This is a genomic window from Mycobacteroides salmoniphilum (assembly GCF_004924335.1).
Taxonomy (GTDB): domain Bacteria; phylum Actinomycetota; class Actinomycetes; order Mycobacteriales; family Mycobacteriaceae; genus Mycobacterium; species Mycobacterium salmoniphilum.
Map to the genome: position 1 here is coordinate 4410352 of NZ_CP024633.1, position 22303 is coordinate 4432654.

18 protein-coding genes are annotated in these 22303 nt (G+C 64.1%); 4 read left to right on the forward strand and 14 right to left on the reverse strand.

What is annotated here, in order from left to right:
* The first annotated feature begins 27 nt into the window (after positions 1-27).
* Genes trmB through mmpL3 form a run of 3 tightly spaced genes read left to right on the forward strand, consistent with a single transcriptional unit; the run spans position 28 to position 4572 of the window.
* Positions 28-843, forward strand: coding sequence for a tRNA (guanosine(46)-N7)-methyltransferase TrmB (gene trmB, locus DSM43276_RS21775; RefSeq protein WP_234802967.1), 816 nt, complete (start codon positions 28-30; stop codon positions 841-843).
* Between the two features lie 2 nt (positions 844-845).
* Positions 846-1523, forward strand: a complete 678-nt coding sequence (locus DSM43276_RS21780) for an NYN domain-containing protein (RefSeq protein ID WP_412458636.1) — start codon at positions 846-848, stop codon at positions 1521-1523.
* Positions 1524-1560: 37 nt separating this feature from the next.
* Positions 1561-4572: a trehalose monomycolate exporter MmpL3 gene (gene mmpL3, locus DSM43276_RS21785; RefSeq protein ID WP_078328394.1), complete on the forward strand. Its 3012-nt coding sequence runs from the start codon at positions 1561-1563 to the stop codon at positions 4570-4572.
* A gap of 26 nt (positions 4573-4598) precedes the next feature.
* Here mmpL3 and DSM43276_RS21790 read toward each other — a convergent pair whose 3' ends face one another.
* From DSM43276_RS21790 to DSM43276_RS21855, 14 genes are all read right to left on the reverse strand, one after another.
* A complete protein-coding gene (locus DSM43276_RS21790) occupies positions 4599-6488 on the reverse strand; it encodes a DUF2339 domain-containing protein (RefSeq protein ID WP_078328395.1) in 1890 nt (629 codons plus the stop codon).
* 51 nt (positions 6489-6539) lie between these two features.
* Entirely contained in the window at positions 6540-7196 is a 657-nt protein-coding gene (locus DSM43276_RS21795) for a TetR/AcrR family transcriptional regulator (RefSeq protein WP_078328396.1), read from the reverse strand.
* Positions 7197-7222: 26 nt separating this feature from the next.
* Positions 7223-8473 (reverse strand): MlaD family protein, encoded by a 1251-nt coding sequence (locus DSM43276_RS21800; protein WP_078328397.1) that lies wholly within the window; start codon positions 8471-8473, stop codon positions 7223-7225.
* Entirely contained in the window at positions 8470-9672 is a 1203-nt protein-coding gene (locus DSM43276_RS21805; RefSeq protein WP_109555929.1) for an MlaD family protein, read from the reverse strand. The genes DSM43276_RS21800 and DSM43276_RS21805 overlap by 4 nt, the downstream gene beginning before the upstream one ends.
* Positions 9672-10799: an MCE family protein gene (locus DSM43276_RS21810; RefSeq protein ID WP_078328398.1), complete on the reverse strand. Its 1128-nt coding sequence runs from the start codon at positions 10797-10799 to the stop codon at positions 9672-9674. Before DSM43276_RS21810 ends, DSM43276_RS21805 begins: the two co-directional genes overlap by 1 nt.
* Positions 10796-11842 carry an MlaD family protein gene (locus DSM43276_RS21815; RefSeq protein ID WP_078328399.1) on the reverse strand — a complete coding sequence of 349 codons (1047 nt, stop codon included), beginning with the start codon at positions 11840-11842 and terminating at the stop codon, positions 10796-10798. The genes DSM43276_RS21810 and DSM43276_RS21815 overlap by 4 nt, the downstream gene beginning before the upstream one ends.
* Complete coding sequence (locus tag DSM43276_RS21820) at positions 11835-12893, reverse strand: MlaD family protein (RefSeq protein ID WP_078328400.1); 1059 nt, start codon at positions 12891-12893, stop codon at positions 11835-11837. Before DSM43276_RS21820 ends, DSM43276_RS21815 begins: the two co-directional genes overlap by 8 nt.
* The gene (locus tag DSM43276_RS21825; RefSeq protein WP_078328401.1) at positions 12890-14389 is read right to left on the reverse strand and encodes an MlaD family protein; all 1500 of its coding nucleotides are present in this window, start codon (positions 14387-14389) and stop codon (positions 12890-12892) included. Before DSM43276_RS21825 ends, DSM43276_RS21820 begins: the two co-directional genes overlap by 4 nt.
* Positions 14390-15247, reverse strand: coding sequence for an MlaE family ABC transporter permease (locus DSM43276_RS21830; protein WP_078328402.1), 858 nt, complete (start codon positions 15245-15247; stop codon positions 14390-14392).
* Position 15248: 1 nt separating this feature from the next.
* Complete coding sequence (locus DSM43276_RS21835; protein ID WP_078328403.1) at positions 15249-16106, reverse strand: MlaE family ABC transporter permease; 858 nt, start codon at positions 16104-16106, stop codon at positions 15249-15251.
* 468 nt (positions 16107-16574) lie between these two features.
* The gene (locus DSM43276_RS21840; protein ID WP_078328590.1) at positions 16575-17207 is read right to left on the reverse strand and encodes a LuxR C-terminal-related transcriptional regulator; all 633 of its coding nucleotides are present in this window, start codon (positions 17205-17207) and stop codon (positions 16575-16577) included.
* Positions 17208-17248: 41 nt separating this feature from the next.
* The gene (macS, locus tag DSM43276_RS21845; protein WP_078328404.1) at positions 17249-18424 is read right to left on the reverse strand and encodes a MacS family sensor histidine kinase; all 1176 of its coding nucleotides are present in this window, start codon (positions 18422-18424) and stop codon (positions 17249-17251) included.
* A gap of 9 nt (positions 18425-18433) precedes the next feature.
* Complete coding sequence (locus DSM43276_RS21850; RefSeq protein WP_078328405.1) at positions 18434-19633, reverse strand: AI-2E family transporter; 1200 nt, start codon at positions 19631-19633, stop codon at positions 18434-18436.
* Positions 19634-19687: 54 nt separating this feature from the next.
* A complete protein-coding gene (locus DSM43276_RS21855) occupies positions 19688-20566 on the reverse strand; it encodes an alpha/beta fold hydrolase (RefSeq protein ID WP_078325893.1) in 879 nt (292 codons plus the stop codon).
* A gap of 142 nt (positions 20567-20708) precedes the next feature.
* Between DSM43276_RS21855 and DSM43276_RS21860 the strand changes: the two genes are divergently transcribed.
* Positions 20709-22232 carry an adenylate/guanylate cyclase domain-containing protein gene (locus DSM43276_RS21860; RefSeq protein WP_078328406.1) on the forward strand — a complete coding sequence of 508 codons (1524 nt, stop codon included), beginning with the start codon at positions 20709-20711 and terminating at the stop codon, positions 22230-22232.
* Positions 22233-22303 lie beyond the last annotated feature (71 nt).

Genomic DNA, 22303 nt, shown 5'->3' on the forward strand with positions numbered 1-22303 from the left:
GCGCTGGGATTATGGGATCTGCCGCCCATAGGTGACCATGGGAAGATGCGTTGTGACGGCCAGGAGCGGGGCTGTGTCGCATCTGAAACAGCCACCGACGAGCTCCCAGGGATCGTCAGTGCCGATTCCACGGCCCATGCGGACGGGCCGAACCACCACCCGCGCCGCGTGTCCAGCTTCCGTTCACGCGGGTCGTCGCTGTCCGACGGCCAGCAGAAGGCCTGGGACAAGTCGTGGCTGACCTACGGCCGAGTCGCCCGGGAGACCGACGGCACCTGCCCACCGCTGAATCCTGCGGCATGGTTCGGACGCACCGCCCCCTTGATCCTCGAAATAGGCTGCGGTACAGGGACATCCACTGCCGCCATGGCGCTGGAAGAACCCCAGTTCAACGTGCTGGCGGTGGAGGTCTACCGCAAGGGCCTCGCCCAGCTCCTGTCGGCGATCGATCGCGAAGGTATCGACAACATCCGGCTGATCCGCGGGGATGCACTGGACGTGCTGGAGCACCTGTTGCCGTCGGGAACGCTGACCGCAGCACGGGTGTTCTTCCCCGATCCGTGGCCGAAGACCCGCCACCACAAGCGCCGGCTACTGCAACCGGGCACCGTGGCGCTGCTCTCGGACCGGCTCCGCCCGGGCGGCACCCTGCATGTGGCCACCGACCATGCGAATTACGCCGAACATATCGCCGAGGTCGGGGACAACGAATCCACCCTGCGGCGCCTTGAACTCGATGATCCCCGCATTCCGGTCTCCGTGAGCCGGCCCACCACTAAGTTCGAGGGGAAAGCGCACACGGTCGGCAGTGCGATCAACGACTTCGTCTGGGAGCGACTGTGAGCCTGGCCGAGGACCTGGAACGCCCCGATACGGTGGATGAATCGGATCACCGACGTCGGGTGTTGCGGGTACTGCTGGTGTGGGACGCACCAAACCTCGATATGGGCCTGGGCGCCATCATCGGCGGCCGCCCCTCCGCGGAGAACCGGCCGCGGTTCGACGCCCTGGGGCGTTGGCTGCTCGAACGCACTGCCGCGTACTCGGCGGATCATCCCCATTGCCTCGTCGAAGCCGAGGCAACCGTGTTTACCAACATCGCGCCGGGGAATGCCGAAGTGGTGCGCCCATGGGTCGAGGCGCTGCGCAACGTTGGGTTTGCGGTATTTGCCAAACCCAAGATCGACGAAGACAGCGACGTCGACGTCGACATGCTTGCTCATATCGAGCTGCGGTCCGAGGAAGGCCTGGCCGGGGTGCTCGTGGCCTCGGCGGATGGTCAGGCTTTCCGCGAACCGATGGAGAAAATCGCCGGTGACGGGGTGCCCGTCAGTGTGCTGGGATTTCGCGAACATGCGAGTTGGGCGCTAACCTCGGATACTCTGGAGTTCGTCGATCTCGAGGACATACCCGGAGTTTTCCCCCGAGCCTTGCCGCGGGTGGGTCTCGATTCGCTCCCCGACGAAGGCGCCTGGTTGCAGCCATTCCGACCCTTGTCGGCATTGCTTACGTCCAGGACATGAAAACTCAGCGCGTGAGAGACGCTAGTTAGGAGATTCTGTGTTCGCCTGGTGGGGCCGAATGGTGTACCGATATCGGTTCATCGTCGTCGCCGCGTTCGTCACGATCTGCCTGGGTTCCGGGCTGTTCGGGATAACGCTCGGCGACCACGTGACGCAGAGCGGTTTCTTCGCCGACAACAGCGAGTCCGTGAAGGCCTCCGTGATGGCCGACGACGCGCTGGGACGTGACCGAACCACCCACGTCGTCGCCGTCATCGCGGCCCCGGAGGGCAAGACCGTCGATGATCCTGACTTCCAGAAGAAGGTCACCGACCACTTCAACCAGCTTCAGAAGGACAACCCCAACGAGGTCTACGGCTGGGCCGGCTGGTTACGCGCCCCCACCAGCACAGACCCCACCGTCAAACGGATGGTGACCGACGACCGTAAGCACACCTTCGTCTCTGTCAGCCTCAACGGCGACGATGACGACACCATCCTCAACAACTACAAGGCCCTGTCGAATCCGGACAAGGACGACGACCCCGCGAAGAACAAGTTCCTACTCAACGGTGTCGATATCCAGCTGGCCGGCCTGCAGCCGGTCGCCAGCGAGCTGACCGGAACCATCGGCAAGGACCAGCAGCGCATGGAGGTCCTGTCGCTGCCTGTCATGGCCGTCGTGTTGTTCTTCGTCTTCGGTGGTGTGATCGCCGCCGGCCTACCCCTGATGGTGGGTGGTCTGACCATCGCCGGCGCACTCGGAATCATGCGTTTGATCACGCTGTTCGCGCCGGTGCACTTCTTCGCTCAGCCGGTGGTCACACTCATCGGCCTGGGCATCGCCATCGACTACTCGCTATTCATCGTCAGCCGTTTCCGCGAGGAAATCGCCGAGGGTTACGACACCGAAACTGCGGTCCGGCGCACCGTCATCACCTCGGGGCGCACCGTCATGTTCTCGGCGACCCTGATCGCGGCCGCCTTGATGCCGATGCTCATCGTGCCGCAGCAGTTCCTGAGGTCGCTGACGTACGCCGGTATCGCCTCGGTGCTGCTCGCCGCGATTCTGGCGGTCACCGTGCTGCCCGCGTGTCTGGGTGTTCTCGGGCGGCATGTCGACGCCCTGAGCATCAAGCGGTTCAGCCGCACCAAGTCACGCGAGGAGCTGGAGAACGGCTTCTGGGGACGCACCGTCGTCTTCGTGATGCAGCGACCGTTGATGTTCGCCGTGCCGATCGTCATCGTGATGCTGCTGCTGATCATCCCGCTGGGCAATCTCAAACTCGGCGGATTCAGTGAAAAGTACCTGCCACCAACGAATTCCGTTCGCATGGCACAAGAGGACTTCGACACACTCTTCCCCGGCTTCCGTACCGAGACCATCACCATCGTCACCAAGGGCGCGACCGACACGCAGCTCAATCAGATCCGGGCCGATGCGATGAAGGTTCCGGGGTTTGTCGAGCCCGGCGGGGACAAGACCCAGATGTGGCAGCGCCGTCAGTCGGTCAAGACCGATGGCGACGCCAGCGTCAAAGTCATCCAGAACGCCTTGATCAATCGCGACACCGCCGGGGCCAAGGTCAAAGAGCTGCGAGCGATGTCCGTCCCCAAGGGCGTCACGATGTATGTCGGCGGTACTCCCGCACTCGAGCAGGACTCGATCGACACCGTGTTCGACAAACTTCCGCTGGTGATCGTGATTCTGATCAGCGTCACCACCATCCTGATGTTCCTGGCGTTCGGCTCGCTGGTACTGCCCATCAAGGCGGCCGTCATGAGCGCCCTCGGCCTGGGCTCCACCATGGGCATCCTGACCTGGATATTCGTTGACGGCCACTTCTCCACATGGCTGAACTTCACCCCGACCCCGCTCACAGCGCCGGTCATCGTGCTGATCATCGTCGTCATCTACGGCCTGTCCAGCGACTACGAAGTGTTCTTGATGTCCCGCATGATCGAGGCGCGACATCAAGGGCTATCGACCACCGAGGCCGTACGCGTGGGTACCGCCAACACCGGGCGCATCATCACCGCAGCCGCGTTGATTCTGATCGTGGTGGCCGGCGGCTTCGCTTTCTCCGATCTGGTGATGATGAAATACCTGGCCTTCGGTCTCATCGCCGCACTGATCCTCGACGCCACCGTGGTCCGCATGCTGCTCATCCCGGCGGTCATGAAGCTGCTCGGCGACGACTGCTGGTGGGCACCGGCCTGGATGAAGCGTGTCCAGGTCAAACTCGGCCTCGGTGAAGTCACCCTCCCCGACGAGCGCAAGCGCCCGACCGGCCGCGAACAGGCCATCGCGGCGGCGACCTCTCCGGTCGGGTCCAACGCACGCACCACCAAGCTGGCGATCGCCTCCGAGCGCACCCGGTTGCCCTCGACACCCCCAGCGCGCCAACACGATCCGTCGGCGCCGGCCCGGCCCACGCCGACTCCTCCCGCTCCCCCGACCACACCGGTCAGCCTGGCGGGTAACACCGGAGGCGACGCGCCCGCGACGACGCGGATGTCGGTGCCCGGTAAGAACGTTGCTCCCACCGATGCGCCCACCACGCGCGTACCCGGTGGAAACCCCGCCGGCCCGGATGCTCCAACCACCCGCAGCAGCGTCGCCGGCACGCACCGCCCGGACCGCCGCAATGCCGATAGAGAGATCGAGTCGTGGCTCGGCGAGCTGCGCGGTCCCAAGCAGCCCGGCTCCGGACCGGCCGCCGAGTCGGGGGATGCGACCACCGCGATACCCATCTCCAAGCCTCCTCAGTCCACGCCACAACCGCCGCAGCCGAACCGTGCCAACAGCACTCCGGCTGAGGACGCGACGACGGCGATGCCGATCGCCACACCGGATGCCACGCGGCAGGGTCCACCCCGGGCTCCGCGTCCCCCGCAGCCCACTCCCCCCGCCGCTGATGCGACGGAGGCGTTACCGGCATCCGGACAGAGTCGTGATCAGAAGCGCACGCCAGAGCAACAGCAGGAAGCGGACGAGGCCACTCGCCGTAGCCGTGGCGGAAGTGTCAGCGCCCAGGATCTGCTGCGCCGTGAGGGACGCCGCATCTAGCGACGCCCCTGCCGCCGGCAGCTGGGTTACTTGACGGGCAACTCGGTGACGGATTGCTCGCCGCGCGTTGCGTATTCACGGGCGTACACCGTGCCGCCGGCGAGTAGCAGCAGGCCGGTGACGATGAACGCGCCGATTCGGGCGATGCCGTCGAGGGTGGCCAGGTCGAAGAGGAAGAGTTTCGCGACGGCCATCGCCGCTAGCACGAATCCCGTTCGGGTAACCCAGCTCTGGCCACGGTAACGCCGTAGGCCGGCGAGTAGCAGCGTCACGGAGACCGCCATCCAGGACACCGTCGCCAGTCCGTGACCCAGCAGGAATCCGTCGTTATCGCCGAGCAGCGCGGTACCGGAGAGCACAATCGCCGCCGTCCCCGCGTACAGCATCGACACCCCGGCCAGGACACCGCGCACCGGAGCGGACTGCGGGCTCGCCCAGCCAACCCGATGCATGGCCGCCATCACCATAGCGACCGCGGCGGCGCTCAGCACGCTCGCGACGATCAGCAGCGGACCGGCCGCATATACGGCGCTGGTCGAGTCGATGAGCAGTTTCGGGGGCACATACGCGACGTATGCCATGCCGCCCAGCGCGCCGAAGACCTGCCCGAGCACCAACGAAATACGTTCCCGTAGTTGGTATCCGACGGCGGAGAAAGTCAGCGCCAGCGCCAACAGCGCCACCGCGAGCAAGGCCCCCCTGGTGCCCTCCACCGAGGCCTGCAGCAAGGCCAGCCCTGCCACCGCGGCCATGGCGATGCGCGCGTGCGCCGGAAGACCACCCACCAGCAGCAGCACCGTCCCCATCACCGCGGCGATCCCGACGGGTACCAGCACGCCCAGCGGCCACACGGGGAAGAACAGGGCGCTGTAGAGACCAGGCACGCAGGCCATGGCAATCATCACCGATGCGGTGAGGTCGCCCTGGCCGGCATGGTCGCCGGTCAGCAGCCATAGCGACCCCACCAGGGTGACCAGCAGCGTCAGCACCGCCATGATGAGCAAGGCGTACGGCTGTCCCTCACCCGCGGTGGCGCGAATCGCCGCCAGCACCGTCAGGCTGACGCCCACAGTCCGGAAAGCGTGCAGCACAGGCCAGTTTCGGCCGATTTGAGCAGGCAGGCTCGCGATCAACAACACCAGCGCGAAGGCCGCAAGTTCGACGGTAAACCCATCGGTGAGGAACGGGGCCAGCAGCGTGATCGCGCCGACCACACCCGCCGCGAAAGGCTGAGAATTCCACTGCCGCGCCAGCACCAAGCCGGCGCCGGCAATGGCCAGCCCGAGGGCCAGTCCTGCCACCACCGGAATCTTGTCGTAGATCACCGTAAGAGCCAGCACATCGAAGAATGCGGCCGCGAATCCTGTTGCCGCAGTGGCAATACCGCCGATCCGGCCACCGGGCCTGGATTGCACCCGGACGCCCAGGCCAACCAGACCTGCGGCAAGGACGGCACCGGAGGCCAGGCGCGGTACCGGACCGAAGTACCCACTCTTGGCGGCCAGCACCAGAAGCATGACCACGCCGGCGAGTGTCACCACCGCACCTGCGAAGGCCATCGCCTTGCTGGCGAATCCTTCATGCGTCCAGAATGGCTCGTTTCGGGGAGGTATTGCGCCGGGGGCATTTGGCGCCTGAGCCAGCACCGGCATCCGGGTGGGCGGTACGGGGGCTGCCGCAGGCACGGGCACAGCCAGCGGCGGCGCACCCTGAGAACGTCGGTAGTCGTCCCAATACTGCTGCGCCTTAAGATATTCGGCCTGGGTCCATTCGACCATCCGGCCCCGCAGCGCATCGAGCTCGCCGCGCAGCGCACGCTCACGCCCGTCGAGTTGGTCCAGCGTCGCGGTCATCTGCTGCAACTGTGGGTCTGTCATGCCTCTCAGCGTGGCGTCTAAGGGATCCGAGGTGAACACGTAGACCTACCGCCGCACGTAGGGGTTTCTCACGGCACTAGGTAGGCCTACTCACCACTGCCCGTCCACACTGTCTGGCGCTTCGGACGCGACATGTCCTAGATACGCGGCGTACAGGGTTCGGGAGGCAAAGGATTCCTGCTCGCCCCACGGTAGATGTGGCCGCGTCACCAGCAATGAGGCCACCCCATGCGTGGTCGCCCATAACTGCAGGGCCGATTCCAGGGTATTGCCGGGCGGGAACCGCTCTTCGTCGACGAGTTCCTGCACGACACCTCGTAGGTGCAGAAATGCCGAGCTGCTGAGTATTTCGTCCGATTCGCTACCGATCCGTGGCGGGCCCGCAGTCGCAAGCCGGTACATCAGCGGGTTCTGCGCCGCGAACCGCACGTAGGCCAGGCCGAGTGCGCGCAGCCGCCCGAGCGCCGTGGAGATGTTGGACGTCGCCCGCTGCAGCGCCTCACCGAGCTGTTCGAAGTATCGTGAGCACAGCGCGTCCGCCAACTCGTCGGTGCTCGAGAAGTGCCGATAGAAGGACGGTGCCGTGATGCCCAGTGCACGCGTCAATTCACGGGCCGAAGGGGTGCGGGCCTCGCCGGACCTGAGAACGAGATCCATCGCGGTGTCGATGATCTGCTGCCGCAGCAGCCAACCCTGTCCCTTGGGCAGGCGCTGCCGTGGTGCGGTTGCGTTGTTCTCGTCACTCATGTGTCACTCCAACCGCATATCCCGGATCAGCGCGGGGGTTCTATCGGCAGTGTCGGCCCACCCTGTGGAGTAGGGACGGTGAACCTCCCCTTGGGAGTGGGATCGGTCCTCTTCCCCAGATCGGCGCCCGCCGGTGGGCCGGCAGTGTCGTCACCCGCGGGACGCGGCGCATTCTTCGCGCCACGAATCAACACCGCCGGATCATCGCTGACGCAATGGGTGTACAGGGGCGGCTCGGGGAAATCGGCCGTGGATGGCGGTACGCGCGGGGTGCCGTAGTCACAGGCGTATCGCGGATACAGGTCGGCGGTTGCCCACACACCGTTGTCGCGCATGGTGTCGGCAATCGCCCCGAATGTCGATCCGCGGTAATCGGGGAAGAACGCGTTGATGGCCGGTGTACGCACGTAGAGCATCTGCGAGGCAGAGGCCAGGCTGGCGAGCAGGGTGACCATGGTGTCGGAGTTGTCGGCGAACAAGCCGTCGACCGCACCCAGCGTCTTCGGGGTCTGATCCACCAGGGTGCGGTAGCCGTTCTGCATCGTGTTGACCCCCCGCAGGGTGCGACCCAGCGCATCGGAGGTGGCCTTGATGCCCGTGTTCTTGTCGGCCGCGAGGGTCAGCACCACCCGGCTGGTCTTGAGCAGGCTGGTGGTCTCCGGCAGCACCGAGTCCAAGGTGCTGAGGAGGAAGGTGCCGCCGTCGATGATGTCGGTGAGCTTGCGTGGTCCCTCCTTGCTCAGGCTCAGCTCCTTCTTGATCAGCTCGAGCTTCTTGGGGTCCACCTGCGCCAACAACCCGTCAGCATCGGCGAGTAGCTTCGCCAGCGTCATCGGAACCTGCACGCCCTCGGCAATCACACTGCCGTCCTTGAGGAATGGGCCTTGTTGGCCCGGTAGACCCTCGAAGTTGAGGTACTGCTCACCGGCGGCGGAGAGCCCGGTCACCCGAACCTTCACCGCAGCGGGGATGACGTACTTCGACTGGATTTCGGCGGTAGCCTCGACCCCCTGCTGAGTGATCTCCAGTGACCGCACCGTGCCGATCTTCACCCCCCGCAGCGCCACATCCTGACGGGGCAACAATCCCCCCGACTCCGGCAGTTTCACCGTGACCCGATAGGTGGATGCAAAGGGATTGGCCCGCAATGCACCTGCGAACAAATAGACCACCGCCACAATTAACGTCAACGCCAGCGCCAGCCCCGACAGCACTGCCTTCTGGCGATGACCGGTACGCACAGCACCGACCAGAACATTCGCCGCCGCATTGATCATCGCCCGGCCCCCGGGGCGGGTGCGGCCGGCGGGACGGTCTCGATGACACCGGGTTCGGTAGGGCTCGGACGCACCGGAACGTCCTGGCCATACGCGCCCTTACCCACGACGCGCTCCTGCAGTCGCCACAGCGTGTACTTGAGGGATCCCGCCAGCTGCGCCCAGTTGTAGCGCTTGGGCCCATGTATACCGATATCAGCGAGGGATCCCACGTCGGGTATCGAACCAAGAACCAGCTGATCGAGGCTCGCGCGCAGCGACAGTGAGTTTCCCGCAGTTGCCTTGATGGCAGTGGGCAGAATCCGGTTGAACGCGGCGAGACTCGTATCGGGATCCAGTGCCACGTCGTTCCACGCCTTAGAGACGGTGTTCGCATCGGCGATGATGCTGCGACCGCTGGTATCGGTACCTGCGATCGACGGGAACTTCTGCAGCTGACGTGTCGTATCCCCCACCGTCAGCAGGAGTTCGGTCAATTGCGCGGTGTTGGCGGCCAGGGTTTCGGTCGCCGGCCCCGCCGCCGTCACGATATCGGTGACGGTCTGATTCTTCACATCGATCCGGTCGGCCAATTGTGCCGTCTGCGTGAGGGCCTCAGAGATCTGCGCCGAGCGTGAATTCAGTGTGCCCAGTATCCGATTGGAGTCCGTGATCAAGTCGCCGAACGCCTGGCCCTGATCGCCGGTTGCCTTGCCGAAACCGTTGACAATATTGGTGAGGTTGCGCACCGCGCCGCCATTGGAGGCCAGCGCGGCCGAGCTTAGCACCGACTCCACCGTCGCGGCGGCGGTCGTCAACTCCAGGCCAATGGTGTCACCGTCCCCGAGCACGGGGCCGTCCGAGGGTGCCCCGACAGGCGGCCGAATCGAGACAAAAACATCACCTAGCGGTGTGGCCGAACGTAATTCGGCGGTGCTGCCCTTGGGCAGACGCACCCCGTCCAGGATGCGCAACGTCGTGATCGCGGTGTAGTTACTCACGTGCATCTCGTCCACCTGCCCCACATCGGCGCCGGCCAGTTTCACCTTGGCACTGTCGGGCAGATTCAGAACATTCAAGAACAGAGCGGTGAGGTGGTAGCCGCCGCTGCCGATGCCGGGAGCGGGTAACGGCAGGTCGCCCAGCCCATTGGTGGAGCATCCGCTGAGGATGGTGGCAGTCAGCAAGGCCGCCGATGTCAGTAACCCGGTACGCGCCACTACTTCTGCCCCATCGCCGCGAGTCCGTCCAGCACGTAGGTCAGCCCGAAGTCCGGCCCATAATCCTGCAGGGTTCCTGTGCCACAACCTAATTGGCGCAGACCCATCATGTTGCAGATTTCCTTGTCCATCTGGCTTTCGAACAGCAACCGATCCGTCATGAACCGGACACGCAGCCGCTTGTTGTCCTGGTCGACGACGTTGTACATGTTGTCCCAAGCCAGCGGTTGGACGTCGATCCACTCGGAGATCTCACGCTTGTTGTCGACCACGGCCTTCAGGGCGGTGTTGGCGTTGAGAATCGTTTGTTTGAGGTGACCGCGATTGGCCTCGACGACGTCGCCGGCTTGCCTGACCAGATCGTTGAACTTGCGCCCGGTATTCCCGGTACCCAACGACTCATCATCGAGAATCTGGCTCAGTTGACGGACGGTGGAGGCAAATTCACGCAGCCTGCCGTCATTGGCGGCCGCCGCGTCGAACAGGGAGCTCACATTCTTGATAATGGTGGTCATCTGCTCGCGAGTAGTCACGCCGCCCTCAGAGCTCAGCCGCAGCGCCCTGGATAGCTCGCCGAGCCCGGACTTAATCTTCTCGCCGTTACCATTGGCGACTCCGGCGGCAGAGTTGATGATGTCGGCCACGGGGCCCTTCCCCTTGCCATCTCCCTTGAGGGACAGCGAAAGCCGATCCAGCATGCCTAGCACCCGATCAAATTCCACCGGGGTCTTGGTGTGGTTCAACCCAATGGTGTCACCGTCGTTCAACGCCGGGCCGCCGCGGTAAGGCGGAGATAGCTCGACTTGGCGGTCGGTCAGGATCGACGTCGACAAGGTGACGGCCTGCACGTCGGCGGGCACTTTCACGTTCTTGTCCACGGTGAACTGCACGTCGACATAGCCCGACTGCGGAGTGATCTTGGTAATCTTCCCCACCGGCATACCAAGAACTGCAACCACATTGGACTCGTATAGACCGGAGGCACTGTCAAACTGAGCGGTCAGTGTGATGTGGTCCAACGTCGACTTCACGTAATACGCACCCACGCCGAGGACGGCCACGGCCAGCACAACCACTGTGCCGATCACGGATATCAGCCGACTTCTTCCATCGCCTTTGGCGCTCATTTGCAGTCCTTGAAGTACGGGATCATTCCGAATTGCTTGGCCCGCCCACTGATCGCACACATCCACGAGTCGACCAGCAGACCGTTCGTTAGGTTGATATCGATGGCGTTACCGGTGCCCGTCGAGTTGGCGATGCCGCGTATCAAGACCGGTGCAATCGGGTAGAGGCTGCGCAGCAGATCGTCGTGTTTACCCAGCATGTCCGAGAGCTCGTGCGCCGTCTTGAGCATCTCGTCGAGCTGCGGCCGGTCCTTGATGACAACCTTGCTGAGCTGCTCGACCAGGTTGGTGAATGCCTGCAGCATCGCGTGGAAAGTGTTGCGGCGCGAGACGATCTCACCGAGAAGGTCTTGTCCCTGGTTGACCAGCACGCCGATACCGGACTGCTGGCGGCGCAGCGTGTTGGTGACCTTTTCGGTGCTCTTGAGCAGGGTGCCGAGTTGGTCACGCCGCTCGGCGATCACCGAGGACAACGTCTGGATGTTCGCCATCGCCTGCGGAACAATGTCGGGCAGGCCCTGTAGCTGCTTGCCGAGCACGCTGAGCGACCGCGCGACGTTGTCGAAATCGACCTGGTCGAAGGTGTCGGTCGCCCCGACCAGCGCGGCCTGCAGGTCGTAGGGGACCTCGGTATGCGCGAGGTCAATTGTCTTGCCGGGCAGTATTCCTGTGCCCCTGGGCCGCAGGTCCAGATACCGGGAACCCAGGATGGTCGTCACCCGGATCGAGGCCTTGGTGTCCTTACCGAGCCTGATGTCGTCGCGGACGCTGAGCCCAGCCTCGACGTGATCGCCGACCAGCTTCATGCTCGTGATGTTCCCAACGGGGATACCCGCCACGGCAATCGGCTGGCCCGTGCGTAGCGACGCCGCCTGTGTGAACTCGGCGGTGTAGCTCGTATAGCCCAGACCCACCGCCTTGACCAGCAGCATGCCGCCGACGAGGGCCCCGATCACCGCGATGGCGATGAAGCCCAGCCAGGTCTTGTTATAGGTCTCGACCGGCCGATTCTTGATCCTCTGCCATCTGGATTGATCAGCCATTGGCCATGTTCCTGCATCGCGGGGTGTACTGGGCCACGTTTCCGGGTGTCGCCGCGTTGACGATGATCGGTATCACGTCGTTCAGGCCGGGGAAGAAGCCGGTGAGGTTCAGATCGCACATGTAGACGTTGATGAACGCTCCCTCGGAGTAGAAGCGCGACAGCCCTTTCAGCACAATCGGCAGGTTGTCCCCCAGGAACGCGTACTGCGGCTCGATACTCACCACGTGCTTGCCGAACCCCGGCTGGCGAGTGATGAGCTCGTCGAGCGACGGATAGACCTCCTCGGTGATCTTCGACAGACGTCGTGTGGTCTGGGCCAGCGACCCCACCGAGGACACCAATTCGGGGCGCCTGCGATCCAAGTCCGACACCATCTGCCGTGTCTGGGTGAGCATGGTGTCCAGCCCGTCGTTCTGCTGCGCGAGGTTGCCCGTCACGGCATTCAAGCTGGTAATCACGTTGCCCAACGCTTGATCGCGGCCGGCGAATGTCTTTGTCAACACCGAGGTTTGATTCACCAGGGTGACAATCGAGGCGTTGTCCCCTTGCAGGGACGCAATGACGCCCTTGGTCAGGTTATCGGCCTGCTCCGGAGACAGCGTGCTGAACAATGGCTCGTAGCCGTTGAGTAATGTCGTCACATCGAACGACGGGTCGGTGCGCTCCACCGGAATCGTCGCGCCCGCCGACAGAACATTGGTGTCACTGGATTTACCAAGCGACAGACCAAGATAACGCTGTCCGACGATATTCTGGTACGTCACCGATGCGACCGTGTTGCCGTACAACTTCTGGTCATTCTGGACCACAAAGTCCACTCGGGCCTGCTCGTTATCCACCAACTCGATCCTCTCGACCCGGCCCACCCGCACCCCGGCCATTCGCACGTCGTCACCATCGCGCAGGCCATAGACGTCGGTGAACACCGCCGAATACGCTGTGGTGCTGCCCGATACATCACGACGAAGCGTGGCGTACACCAACCAGCCCAGTGCCATGGCCACGGTCATGAAGACCACCAAGGCGATCAACGGTCCACGGAACTTCACCGCGGCACCTCCTTAGCGAACGACACCGCGCTGCCCCGAGCCACCGGCCCGAGAAGCAGTTGCGTAGCGGGAGTTGCGGGGCCACCGGCGATGACACCGAGGAGATCCCGTTCACGGTGGCTGCCAACGGGCCCGACGTTTCCGCCAAACGAGGCCGGCGCCGCGGGCGGCGGTTCTGCGTCACCGGGATCGGAGGTACCGGGCACGCGGGGCACCGGGGCGGGCTGCCACCACGGTAGCGACGGGTTGGGGTCGGCCAGGTTCGGGCCGCCCGGAGGGGCCACAATCGGCGGCGCCACTGCGACAAGGTTTCCGTTGGGGCCCACCACCGTTCCAGTCGGCGGCGCCACATCCGCAGGTGGCTTGTAGTTCTGCGGGAGCAGTGTCTCGGGAAGATCGGGACGCACCACCTGTTCGGGGGCGGTGAAGCAGCTTGGCCCCTTCACCTCCCCGTAACGCGGACAGTCGGCTCGGGTGTAGGTGTAACTGGGCGCCAGTGTCACGGCAATCGGCATGTTGGGGATATCCCGGTCTGCCATCCACATGTACTCAAACCAGTTACGGGACAGCTTGTTCATGTTGCGGAAAATCGGAACAAACTTGTCGGAATTCTTGGCGAAAACACCGATCGGCGGAGTGAGCCCGGTGGTGATGCCAATGAGCTGATCGGTGTGGTTGTCAAAGGCCTGCTTGGTGGTGCCCACGGTAGTCAGCCCAGCGTGAACCAGGCTCGTCAGTTGTTCGCGCTTCTCGGCAAGGGTCTGCATCGGCTGCACGGCCTGGTGCAGTGCATCCAGCAACTCGGGGGCAGTCTGTTGGAGACCTTCGGTGGCATCGAGAAGAGCCGATACCGTTGAGGGACCTGGGTCGGTGGCCACGATCGCGTTGAGCTCGGCGATGAGCCGGTTCAGCTGAGCGCCGCCGTTGAGCAGTTTGACCCTGCGGCTGTCGGTGGCCGCCCCCACTGCCGCCAAGATGCCCACCGAATTGTCCTCGCGGCCACGGCCGGTCGCATTGAGAACATCGCGCAACTTGCTGACCGTGGTCTGGAACAGCACCGTGGGCAGCTCCTGGTCCTCGGCGATGTGGGCGCCGCCGCGAATGGGGACACCGGGCCCCCGGTCGACCAGCTGCACCGAGGACACGGCGAACACATTGCTCGGCACCACGCGGGCGGTCGCGGTCACGGGGATTGATTTCGCGTACTGCGGTTTGAGGTTGATGTGCACGAAGTTCGGTTTGTTGCCCGTCGCCGGTGTCACGTCCTCGACCTCGCCGACGAGCACGCCCCGGTACTTCACATCCGACTTCTGCGGCAGGCCGTCACCGACATTCGTCAGATCGGCGACGACACGCACGTAATCATCAAGCTTGCCTGCGGATTTCAACAGCATGGCCCCGGTGAAGGCGACGATCGCCGCAAGGGTGACGACGGACGCCACCAGAAGCTGGTTGTCGGACGGGCCGCGCCCATCTACCTCGAAGGAATTCGGCATCTAACCACCCAGCCTGGCGCCGGCGTCGACGCTCCACAGCGCCATCGTCAGCAGCATGTTCACCATCACCACTACGGTGATGGCGGCGCGCATGGCATGTCCGGCAGCAATTCCCACGCCCTCGGGGCCGCCGCTGGCGTAGAAGCCGTAATAGCACTGGACCGTCGAGGCGATCCACACGAAGACCACTGTCTTGATGATCGAGTACACGATGTCGATACCGCTGACCCCAATGCCGAAGTAGTGCAGGTAGGACCCCACCGAGCCGCCACTGAGGATGCCCACCATGACTTGACAGGACAGGTAGCTGATCGCCAGGCAGGCCAGATACAGCGGGATCACCGCGATGATCGCCGCCATCAGCCGGGTGGTCACCAAGAATGGGATCGGCCTAATAGCAACCGAATCCATGGCGTCGATCTCCTCGGCGATCCGCATTGACCCCAGTTGCGCGGTGAATCGGCAGCCCGCCTGCATCGCGAATGCCAGGGAGGCCATGATCGGCGCCAGCTCTCGAGTGCTGGCCAACGAGCTGATGATGCCGGTGGCGGGCCCGAGTCCGAGAAGGTCCAGGAAGTTGTACGACTCGATGGCGACAAGAGCTCCGGCGGTGACCCCCAGCACCAAGGCCACTCCAGCAGTTCCACCACCTACCACCAATGAGCCATTGCCCCAGGCGATATCGGACAGGTGCCGCAGAAATTCCTTGGGGTACTGCCGCAGCACCACTGGAATACCGGCAAGCGCACGGAAGAAGAAGGCCACCATATGACCGAACCGCGTCAGTGGCCGGCGAATTCTGTTGTACGCACGTATGAATGGCCGGCGTCCTGGCGCCAGATAACTGGAGACGGTCACGTCACAGCCCCGTCCGCGGGAACATCATGATGTACAGCTGGCTGATGGCGACATTGACGACCATCAACAACAAGATCGATTCGACCACCGCGGCGTTCACGGAGTTCGCGACACCGATGGGACCACCCTTGGTGGACAAGCCCTTCTGACACGACACGACTGCCACGATGGCCCCGTAGATGATCGCCTTCAAGACTGCCAACACCATGTCGCCGGGCGTGGCGAAGGAGGCGAAGGTCGACACGAAACTTCCGGGTGCACCGCCCTGCCAGTAGACGTTGAACAGGTAGGCGCCAAGAAATCCGACGAAGCACACCACACACGTCAGCGCCACGGCGATCATGATGGCCGCCGCGAATCGGGGCACCACGAGTCGCCGGATCACCGAGACGCCCATGACCTCCATGGCGTCGGTCTCCTCGCGCATGGTGCGCGAGCCGAGGTCGGCGGTGATCGCCGAGCCCACCGCCGACGCCATCAACACCGCGGCCACCAACGATGCGGCCTGCCGGATGATCGCGATACCGCTGGCCGCTCCGGCCAACGAGGTGGCACCCACTTGGCCTGCCAACAAAGCGAATTGGATCGACAGCGTGACACCGATGGGCAGCGTCACCAGGATGACCGGCACCACGGCCGTCGAGGCCTGAAAGGCGCCCTGCCGGACAAACTCCTGCCACTGGAACTGGCCGGCGAACAGGTCGATGAAGAACCACTGAATGGTGCGGACGCCGAGCATGAACTGCTCACCGACCGTGCTGAGGGATTCGAGCGGGTGGCGCTTGACGTAGCCGGTGGCCCAGTCCTGGATCGCCGCGACACCGTCTTCGGTCGCGACCTTTCCATCAACTGCGGTCATGACGTAACCGGATACAGCGCACAACGCATTCCAGACTCCTCATTGATTCCGGTATTCGCTGGCGCGCCGTGGGCTGCGATGCCAGTGAGCGTTGACGATAAATGATCAATCGTTAATTGAATAGTCGGTCATATCCTAAATCACACCGATCGGTATACTGTGCCCTGGATCACAGTTCTGCGTCATGCATATCCGGATGCGCCCTGGAAGGCCGGAAGTAGTGGATCGAATTACATTGGTGAAAAACATTTTTCGCATAACGTGACAATCTGAGCGCCCGCTCGCGAATCCGGTCGATGAGCGGATCACCCGTGGCTGACCGCTGGCGGTGCGCAATGTTGGTCATTGCTTTTTGAGCCATAAGCGCGGGTCCAAGAGCCGCACTGATCGCCAGCGCTGATCTATCGATGTTTGCTGAGAGGATGCGTCACCGGCGTTTCCGGCGAGGGGACAGAGAGCCGGAAGGCCCTATTCGTCCAAGCCGTGTTCGATGGCGTACCGCGTCAGTTCCACCCGGTTACCCAGCTGGAGCTTGCGCAGCGTGGACTGCACATGGTTCTCGACGGTGCGGTGGCTCAGCGAGAGCCGCGTGGCGATCTGCTTGGCGCTCAATCCCTTGGCCACCAGCCGCAGTACCTCGGTTTCCCGTTCGGAGAGCCGAGGCGTGTCGTCGGTGTCCGCCGCCGGAGCACTGGACATACGCCGAAACTCCCCGAGCACCAGCCCGGCCAGACCCGGCGTGAACACGGCCTGCCCCTTGGCTGTTGCCTTCACCGCGTCGATCAGCTCGGCGGCGGACGCACTCTTGACCAGGTACCCCGTGGCTCCGGCCTTCACCGCTTCCAGCACATCCTGGCGTTCGGCGGAGGCGGACAACACCAAGATGTGGCTACCCGGGGACACCGCCAGCACCGCTGCGGTGGCTTGTGCACCATCGCCGTCGGTCAACTGCATATCCATCAGCACCACAGCGGGTTTCACCGTCGCGGCGATCCGGCCGGACGAAGCGACACCGTCGGCAGTGGCCACGACGCGCAGCCCCGCCGCCTGCAGGTCGCGGGCAACCCCATCGCGCCACATCGGATGGTCATCGACCACCATCACCGAAATCTGCTCGTTGTCAGTGCTTTCCGGACTGTCGGTCACACCCCCACCTCCTGAGACTTGGGCACCGTAATCTCCCATTCGGTGCCCGCGCCCGGCGCTGTCTCCAGCAGGACGGCCCCGCCGAGGTCGGCCACCCGCCCCAGAATCGACCGGGACACACCCATCCGCCCCTCACGCTCGGCCTGATCCAGCCTGCCGTCGGCGATGCCACTGCCGTCATCGCGCACCGTCACGACCACCGAGTCCTCCAGATCTTCGATGAGCACGTAGGCGTGCGCCTCCTTCCCGGCGTGCAATGCCACGTTGGACAGTGCGCTGCGCACCACGGCGGCCAGCTCACTGGCCATGTGCTGACCGATGAGCACCGGTGAGCCCGGCGCGGACACCGAGACGGCGGTACTGGCCTGTGTGCGCAGGAGCGGGCGCAGGTCGACCAATTCGTCATCGGCGAGCATCGTCTGGGTAGCACCCGAAATCAGCTCCCGCAGTGCCACTTCCTGTTCACCGGCGATGGCGGCCAGTTCTGCGGTCGGGCCACCGATCTCGGTGCCCCGCCGCTTCACGTACGACAACACCTGAAGCACCCCATCATGCACTTGGCGCGCGAGTCGTTCACGTTCGATCGCCGCCGCGGCCGCACGTTCCGCGCGCCGCAGTTCATGGAAGGTGCGTTTCGCGGTGGTCGATGCGGCGCCGATCGCGAGTCCTACCACCACCAACGCCGGCATCGTGGCGTCGAGCCACAGCGCGCTGACGGGTAGCCCGCGCGCCGCGATACTGATCGCGGCGAGGACGAATCCGGATATGACACCGGCGAGCTGCCCGCGCAACAAGCCCATGGAGACCACGGCGTTGGCCACCCACAGCGTGGTCGGCAGCGTCTGATGACCGCTGTACCACTGCACATCAACGACCAGCCGCCCGGCGAGCATCAGCGCGATCACGATCACCTGATCGCATAACACCACCTGCCAACGCCGGAACCAGTTGCGCGACAGAGCAACTGCCGCAAACCCGGTCCATATCGCCATGCCGGCATACAGTGCCCAGCTCAACGCTTGCCGATCGTAGTGGGTGTAGGACGCCAACTGTGAGGCCAGCAGCGCGTATCCAAAACTCGCCAATCGGAACACCTGCGCGGCACGCCACAGCGATGCCGTCGGATCGTTACCGCTCACCCAGCGTGGGACGGTTCCGTTTCCGGATGCCATGTGAATTCGTCAGTCCTTGGGTGGGGCCGGGCCCAATTCCGGCACTCCGTTGCCCGGACCGGCACCGACCGCCGGGGGGCCATTGGCCGGCACCATCTCCGGGTCGAAGATCTCGGCTTCCTCTTCTCCCTCAACCAGGTACGGATCGTCGGAATCCGCCGGCTCGATGAGGGCGCGGATGGCGGTATTGAGCACCGCGACCGTCGGCACCGCCAACAGCGCGCCGATGATTCCGCCCAGCACGCCGCCGGCGGCGATGGACAGCACCACGGCCAGCGCGTGGATCTGCACCGCATGGCCCATGATGAGCGGTTGCAGCACATGGCCCTCCACCTGCATCACCACAATGACGATGACCAAGATCATCGCGGCAGTGAAGGCTCCCTTGGTGATGAGCGCGATGAACACCGCCACAAACCCGGAGATCGCCGCACCGATAATGGGGATAAACGCTCCCAGGAACACCAGCGAGGCCAGGGGAAGCGCCAGCGGCACACTGAAAGCCGCGAGGCCCACCCCGATACCGATGGCGTCGACCAGTGCCACAGCCACGGTGGCACGCACGTAGCCGATCAGCGAACCGAAGCCCAGGGCACCGGCGCGACGCACACGTGGCCGCACCGACGTCGGGAAGATCCGGGTGACGAACTCCCAGATCTCCTTTCCGCTGTACAGGAAGAAGATGATGGTGAACAACGTCAGGACGGCGCCGGTGAGGATCTCGGTGACCGTGGTGGCCGTGGCCAGCGCCCCGCTGGTGACCCTGCCCTGGTTGTCCTTGATGGTATTGACCAGCGCGTCGCCGGCCTTACTGATCTGCTCCTCGCTGATGTGGAACCGGCTGTGAATCGCCCAGTTTTTGAGTGACTCAATGCTGTTGGTCAGCTGAGCCGAGAGGTCTGGCAGACCCTTGATGAACTGGTCCACCACGAAGGTCAGGATCCCGCCGACCGCGGCGGTACCGGTCAGCAGAACCACGACAACCGCCAACGAGCGCGGAACCTTATGCCGCTGAAGGTAATTGACTGTCGGAACCAACAGTGCAGAACCCATCAGGGCGAGCAGCAGCGGGATGGTGATCGTGTTGAGATGCCAGAACAACCACAAGAATGTGATCCCGAAGGCGAGCAACACCAGCAGGCGCCAAGCCCACGCCGCCCCCTTGCGCACATACGGATGAACCGACTCAGCAGCGTCAGTGTGCGTCATGCGCTGAGCCTAACGGCGATGAGCCGCTTGCGCGAAGAGCTTCACAATCGGCAACTATCCCTTCGGCGCGGGCTCGGCCAGCACCTCGGTCAGCCACTTCACGACAAGCTCTGGCTGCTCGTCGACGATGAAGTGACCGCAATTGGGCACCTCCGTGATGTTCAAGTCGTCGGCGTGGTCCGTGAAGCCATCGAGCAGCGACGGATGCACGGCCACATCGTCGAGCCCGAACAGCACCCGTACCGGCATCGCGAGTTTCTGATCGTCATAGGGGCCGCGCGCAAGCTTGGCGAATTCCTTGCCGACCATCGACCGGTAGATCTTGGATCCCGCGACCCGACGGTCGCGATCACGGAAACAGCCGCGGAAGAAGTCCACCGAGTCCTTGGGCATTCCACTGCGGCGGATGAACCACCACAGGGTCGGCGACAGGTGCGATAGCGGCCCGACCACCGGGGCTCCCACCACGAGCTGGTAGGCCAGCTTGTGGGCGTGTCTGGCAACGCGGCCCGGCTCCTGCCATACCGGCGGGATGTTGAGGATGGCCAGCCGCCGGATCCGCGAGGGCGCCTTCAGGGCCACCAGCTGCGCAGTCCAGCCGCCCCAGTCGTGTCCGACCAGGTCGAAGGATTCGAGCCCCAGCGCATCGGCCGCGGCCAGTACATCGGAGGCGAACTGCTCCTTCTCATACCCTGTCGCAGCGACCTCACTCCAGCCCGCGCCACGCAGATCCATGGCGTGCACCCGGTATCCGGCATCGGCGAGGGCGGGAATGACCTTGTGCCACATCCACCAGTTCTCGGGCCAGCCGTGCAAGAGCACCACGGGGCGTCCATCCTGCGGTCCGGCAACGGCAACGTGGATCTTCACGTCCCCAGCCTGTACGTACTGGTGGTCCACTCCTTCGAGGACCGGCATGCTGCGCTGCGTCATGGACCGAACCCTACCGCGCAGTAGGTTCCGTGGCACGACCGCAGCCGCCACATACGCATCCGCAATACCTGCACGAACTGGCATGCTTCGTCATAGCGGATAAAGAAGAGTACAAGTGAAGTAGACCGATCGGAATACCTAGGTGATGGAACGGCTGCGCGAATGGTTTCGGGCCATGCATGTGCTGGGCCCCCGGTGGACCGTGTTCGTAGCGTCGATGGTCGGCATCAACTCCGCGACTCTGCTGCTGCTGTTCTACTTCCTGCGCCACTGGATGCCCTTCAAACAGCCACCCCATGACTGGGTCTTCGAGAACGGCCCGCCCTTGTTCTGGGCGCTCTTCGGCCTCATGGTGGTGACGAGTGTGGGATGGGCCCTGCACATGGAGCATCGCCTCGCCCGCTGGTACTGCCGGGGCGGGCCACCGACGGCCCTGGAGTTGCGCACCGCATTAACCGCGCCCCTGCAACAGTCGCTGGTCCACCTCGGTGGGTGGGCCATTGGTGCGGCCGTCTTCATCGCGATAGGCGCCGCCCACGACTCCAAATGGACCCTGGCCACCATCATCGGCTGCCTGCAATCCGCGACGGGCAGCTTCGGTCTGACCTATCTGCTCGGTGAACGCATCCTGCGACCAATAGCGGCCAAGGCATTGAGCGCCAGTGAGTTCCACGGCCGTTTCGCACCCTCGGTGTTCGTGCGGGTCCGGCTCAGCTGGTGGATCGGCACCCTGGCACCGGCGATCGGGATCATCGCCCTGTGCGGCATGGCCCTCTGGAAGCCCGATGATTTGACCTCGACGCGCGGGCTTGCCCTCACCGTCCTCCTCATTGTCTCGACCACTCTGGTCGCCAGCTATGGGCTCGCGCTGCTTACGGCCGGGCAGCTGGCCGACCCGGTGCGTCAGCTGCGCTCGGCCATCACCGATGTGGCGCAAGGCAACTTCGAGGCGCGCGTCGATGTCTACGACGGCAGCGAGCTGGGTGTCCTACAGGCCGGGTTCAACCGGATGATGCAAGTCGGCGAGGAACGCCGTCAGCTGCGCGAGCTGTTCGGTAAACACGTGGGCGCCGACGTGGCCAGCCAGGCACTTCAGCTGGGCACCAACCTTGGCGGCGAAAACCGTTATGTCGCAGTCTTCTTCGTCGACATGATCGGGTCGACCTCAATGGCCGCCGATCGCGCCCCCGAGGAAGTGCTGACGATTCTCAACGACTTCTTCCGCATCGTGGTGGAGGTCGTCGACAGCCGCGGAGGCTTCGTCAACAAATTCGTCGGCGACGAGGCGCTGTCAGTCTTCGGCGCGCCGCTGCATCGCCCGGATGCCACCACGGCATGCCTGGCCGCCGCGCGTGAGCTACGCGACCGGCTCAACGAGGATTTCCCGCATCCGTTCGAGTTCGCGATCGGGGTGTCGGCGGGCCTTGCCGTCGCCGGGAACGTCGGAGCACCCGAACGCTACGAATACTCGGTGATCGGTGACCCGGTGAACGAGGCATCGCGACTTACCGAGCTGGCGAAACACCGTCCCAGCCGACTCCTCGCATCCACCAATGCGCTGTATTTCGCCGATCCTGATGAGCAAAAACACTGGGATCACGGCGACTCTGTGCTGCTCCGGGGCCGCACCAGGGCGACACACCTAGCGTGGCCTGCGGGAACCTGAAAGAAGTGGCCCGCCCGCGCCGTTACTGTGGTGCCCGTGCCCGATGACCCAGACCGTATCGTCGGCGGCAA

Coding starts and splice junctions, on each gene's coding strand:
- DSM43276_RS21840 (WP_078328590.1), bottom strand. CDS start 17,207: ATGGTGGTCGATGACCATCCGATGTGGCGCGATGGGGTTGCCCGCGAC.
- DSM43276_RS21850 (WP_078328405.1), bottom strand. CDS start 19,633: ATGACGCACACTGACGCTGCTGAGTCGGTTCATCCGTATGTGCGCAAG.
- DSM43276_RS21810 (WP_078328398.1), bottom strand. CDS start 10,799: ATGAGCGCCAAAGGCGATGGAAGAAGTCGGCTGATATCCGTGATCGGC.
- DSM43276_RS21815 (WP_078328399.1), bottom strand. CDS start 11,842: ATGGCTGATCAATCCAGATGGCAGAGGATCAAGAATCGGCCGGTCGAG.
- DSM43276_RS21835 (WP_078328403.1), bottom strand. CDS start 16,106: ATGACCGCAGTTGATGGAAAGGTCGCGACCGAAGACGGTGTCGCGGCG.
- DSM43276_RS21825 (WP_078328401.1), bottom strand. CDS start 14,389: ATGCCGAATTCCTTCGAGGTAGATGGGCGCGGCCCGTCCGACAACCAG.
- DSM43276_RS21800 (WP_078328397.1), bottom strand. CDS start 8,473: ATGATCAATGCGGCGGCGAATGTTCTGGTCGGTGCTGTGCGTACCGGT.
- DSM43276_RS21795 (WP_078328396.1), bottom strand. CDS start 7,196: ATGAGTGACGAGAACAACGCAACCGCACCACGGCAGCGCCTGCCCAAG.
- DSM43276_RS21855 (WP_078325893.1), bottom strand. CDS start 20,566: ATGACGCAGCGCAGCATGCCGGTCCTCGAAGGAGTGGACCACCAGTAC.
- macS (WP_078328404.1), bottom strand. CDS start 18,424: ATGGCATCCGGAAACGGAACCGTCCCACGCTGGGTGAGCGGTAACGAT.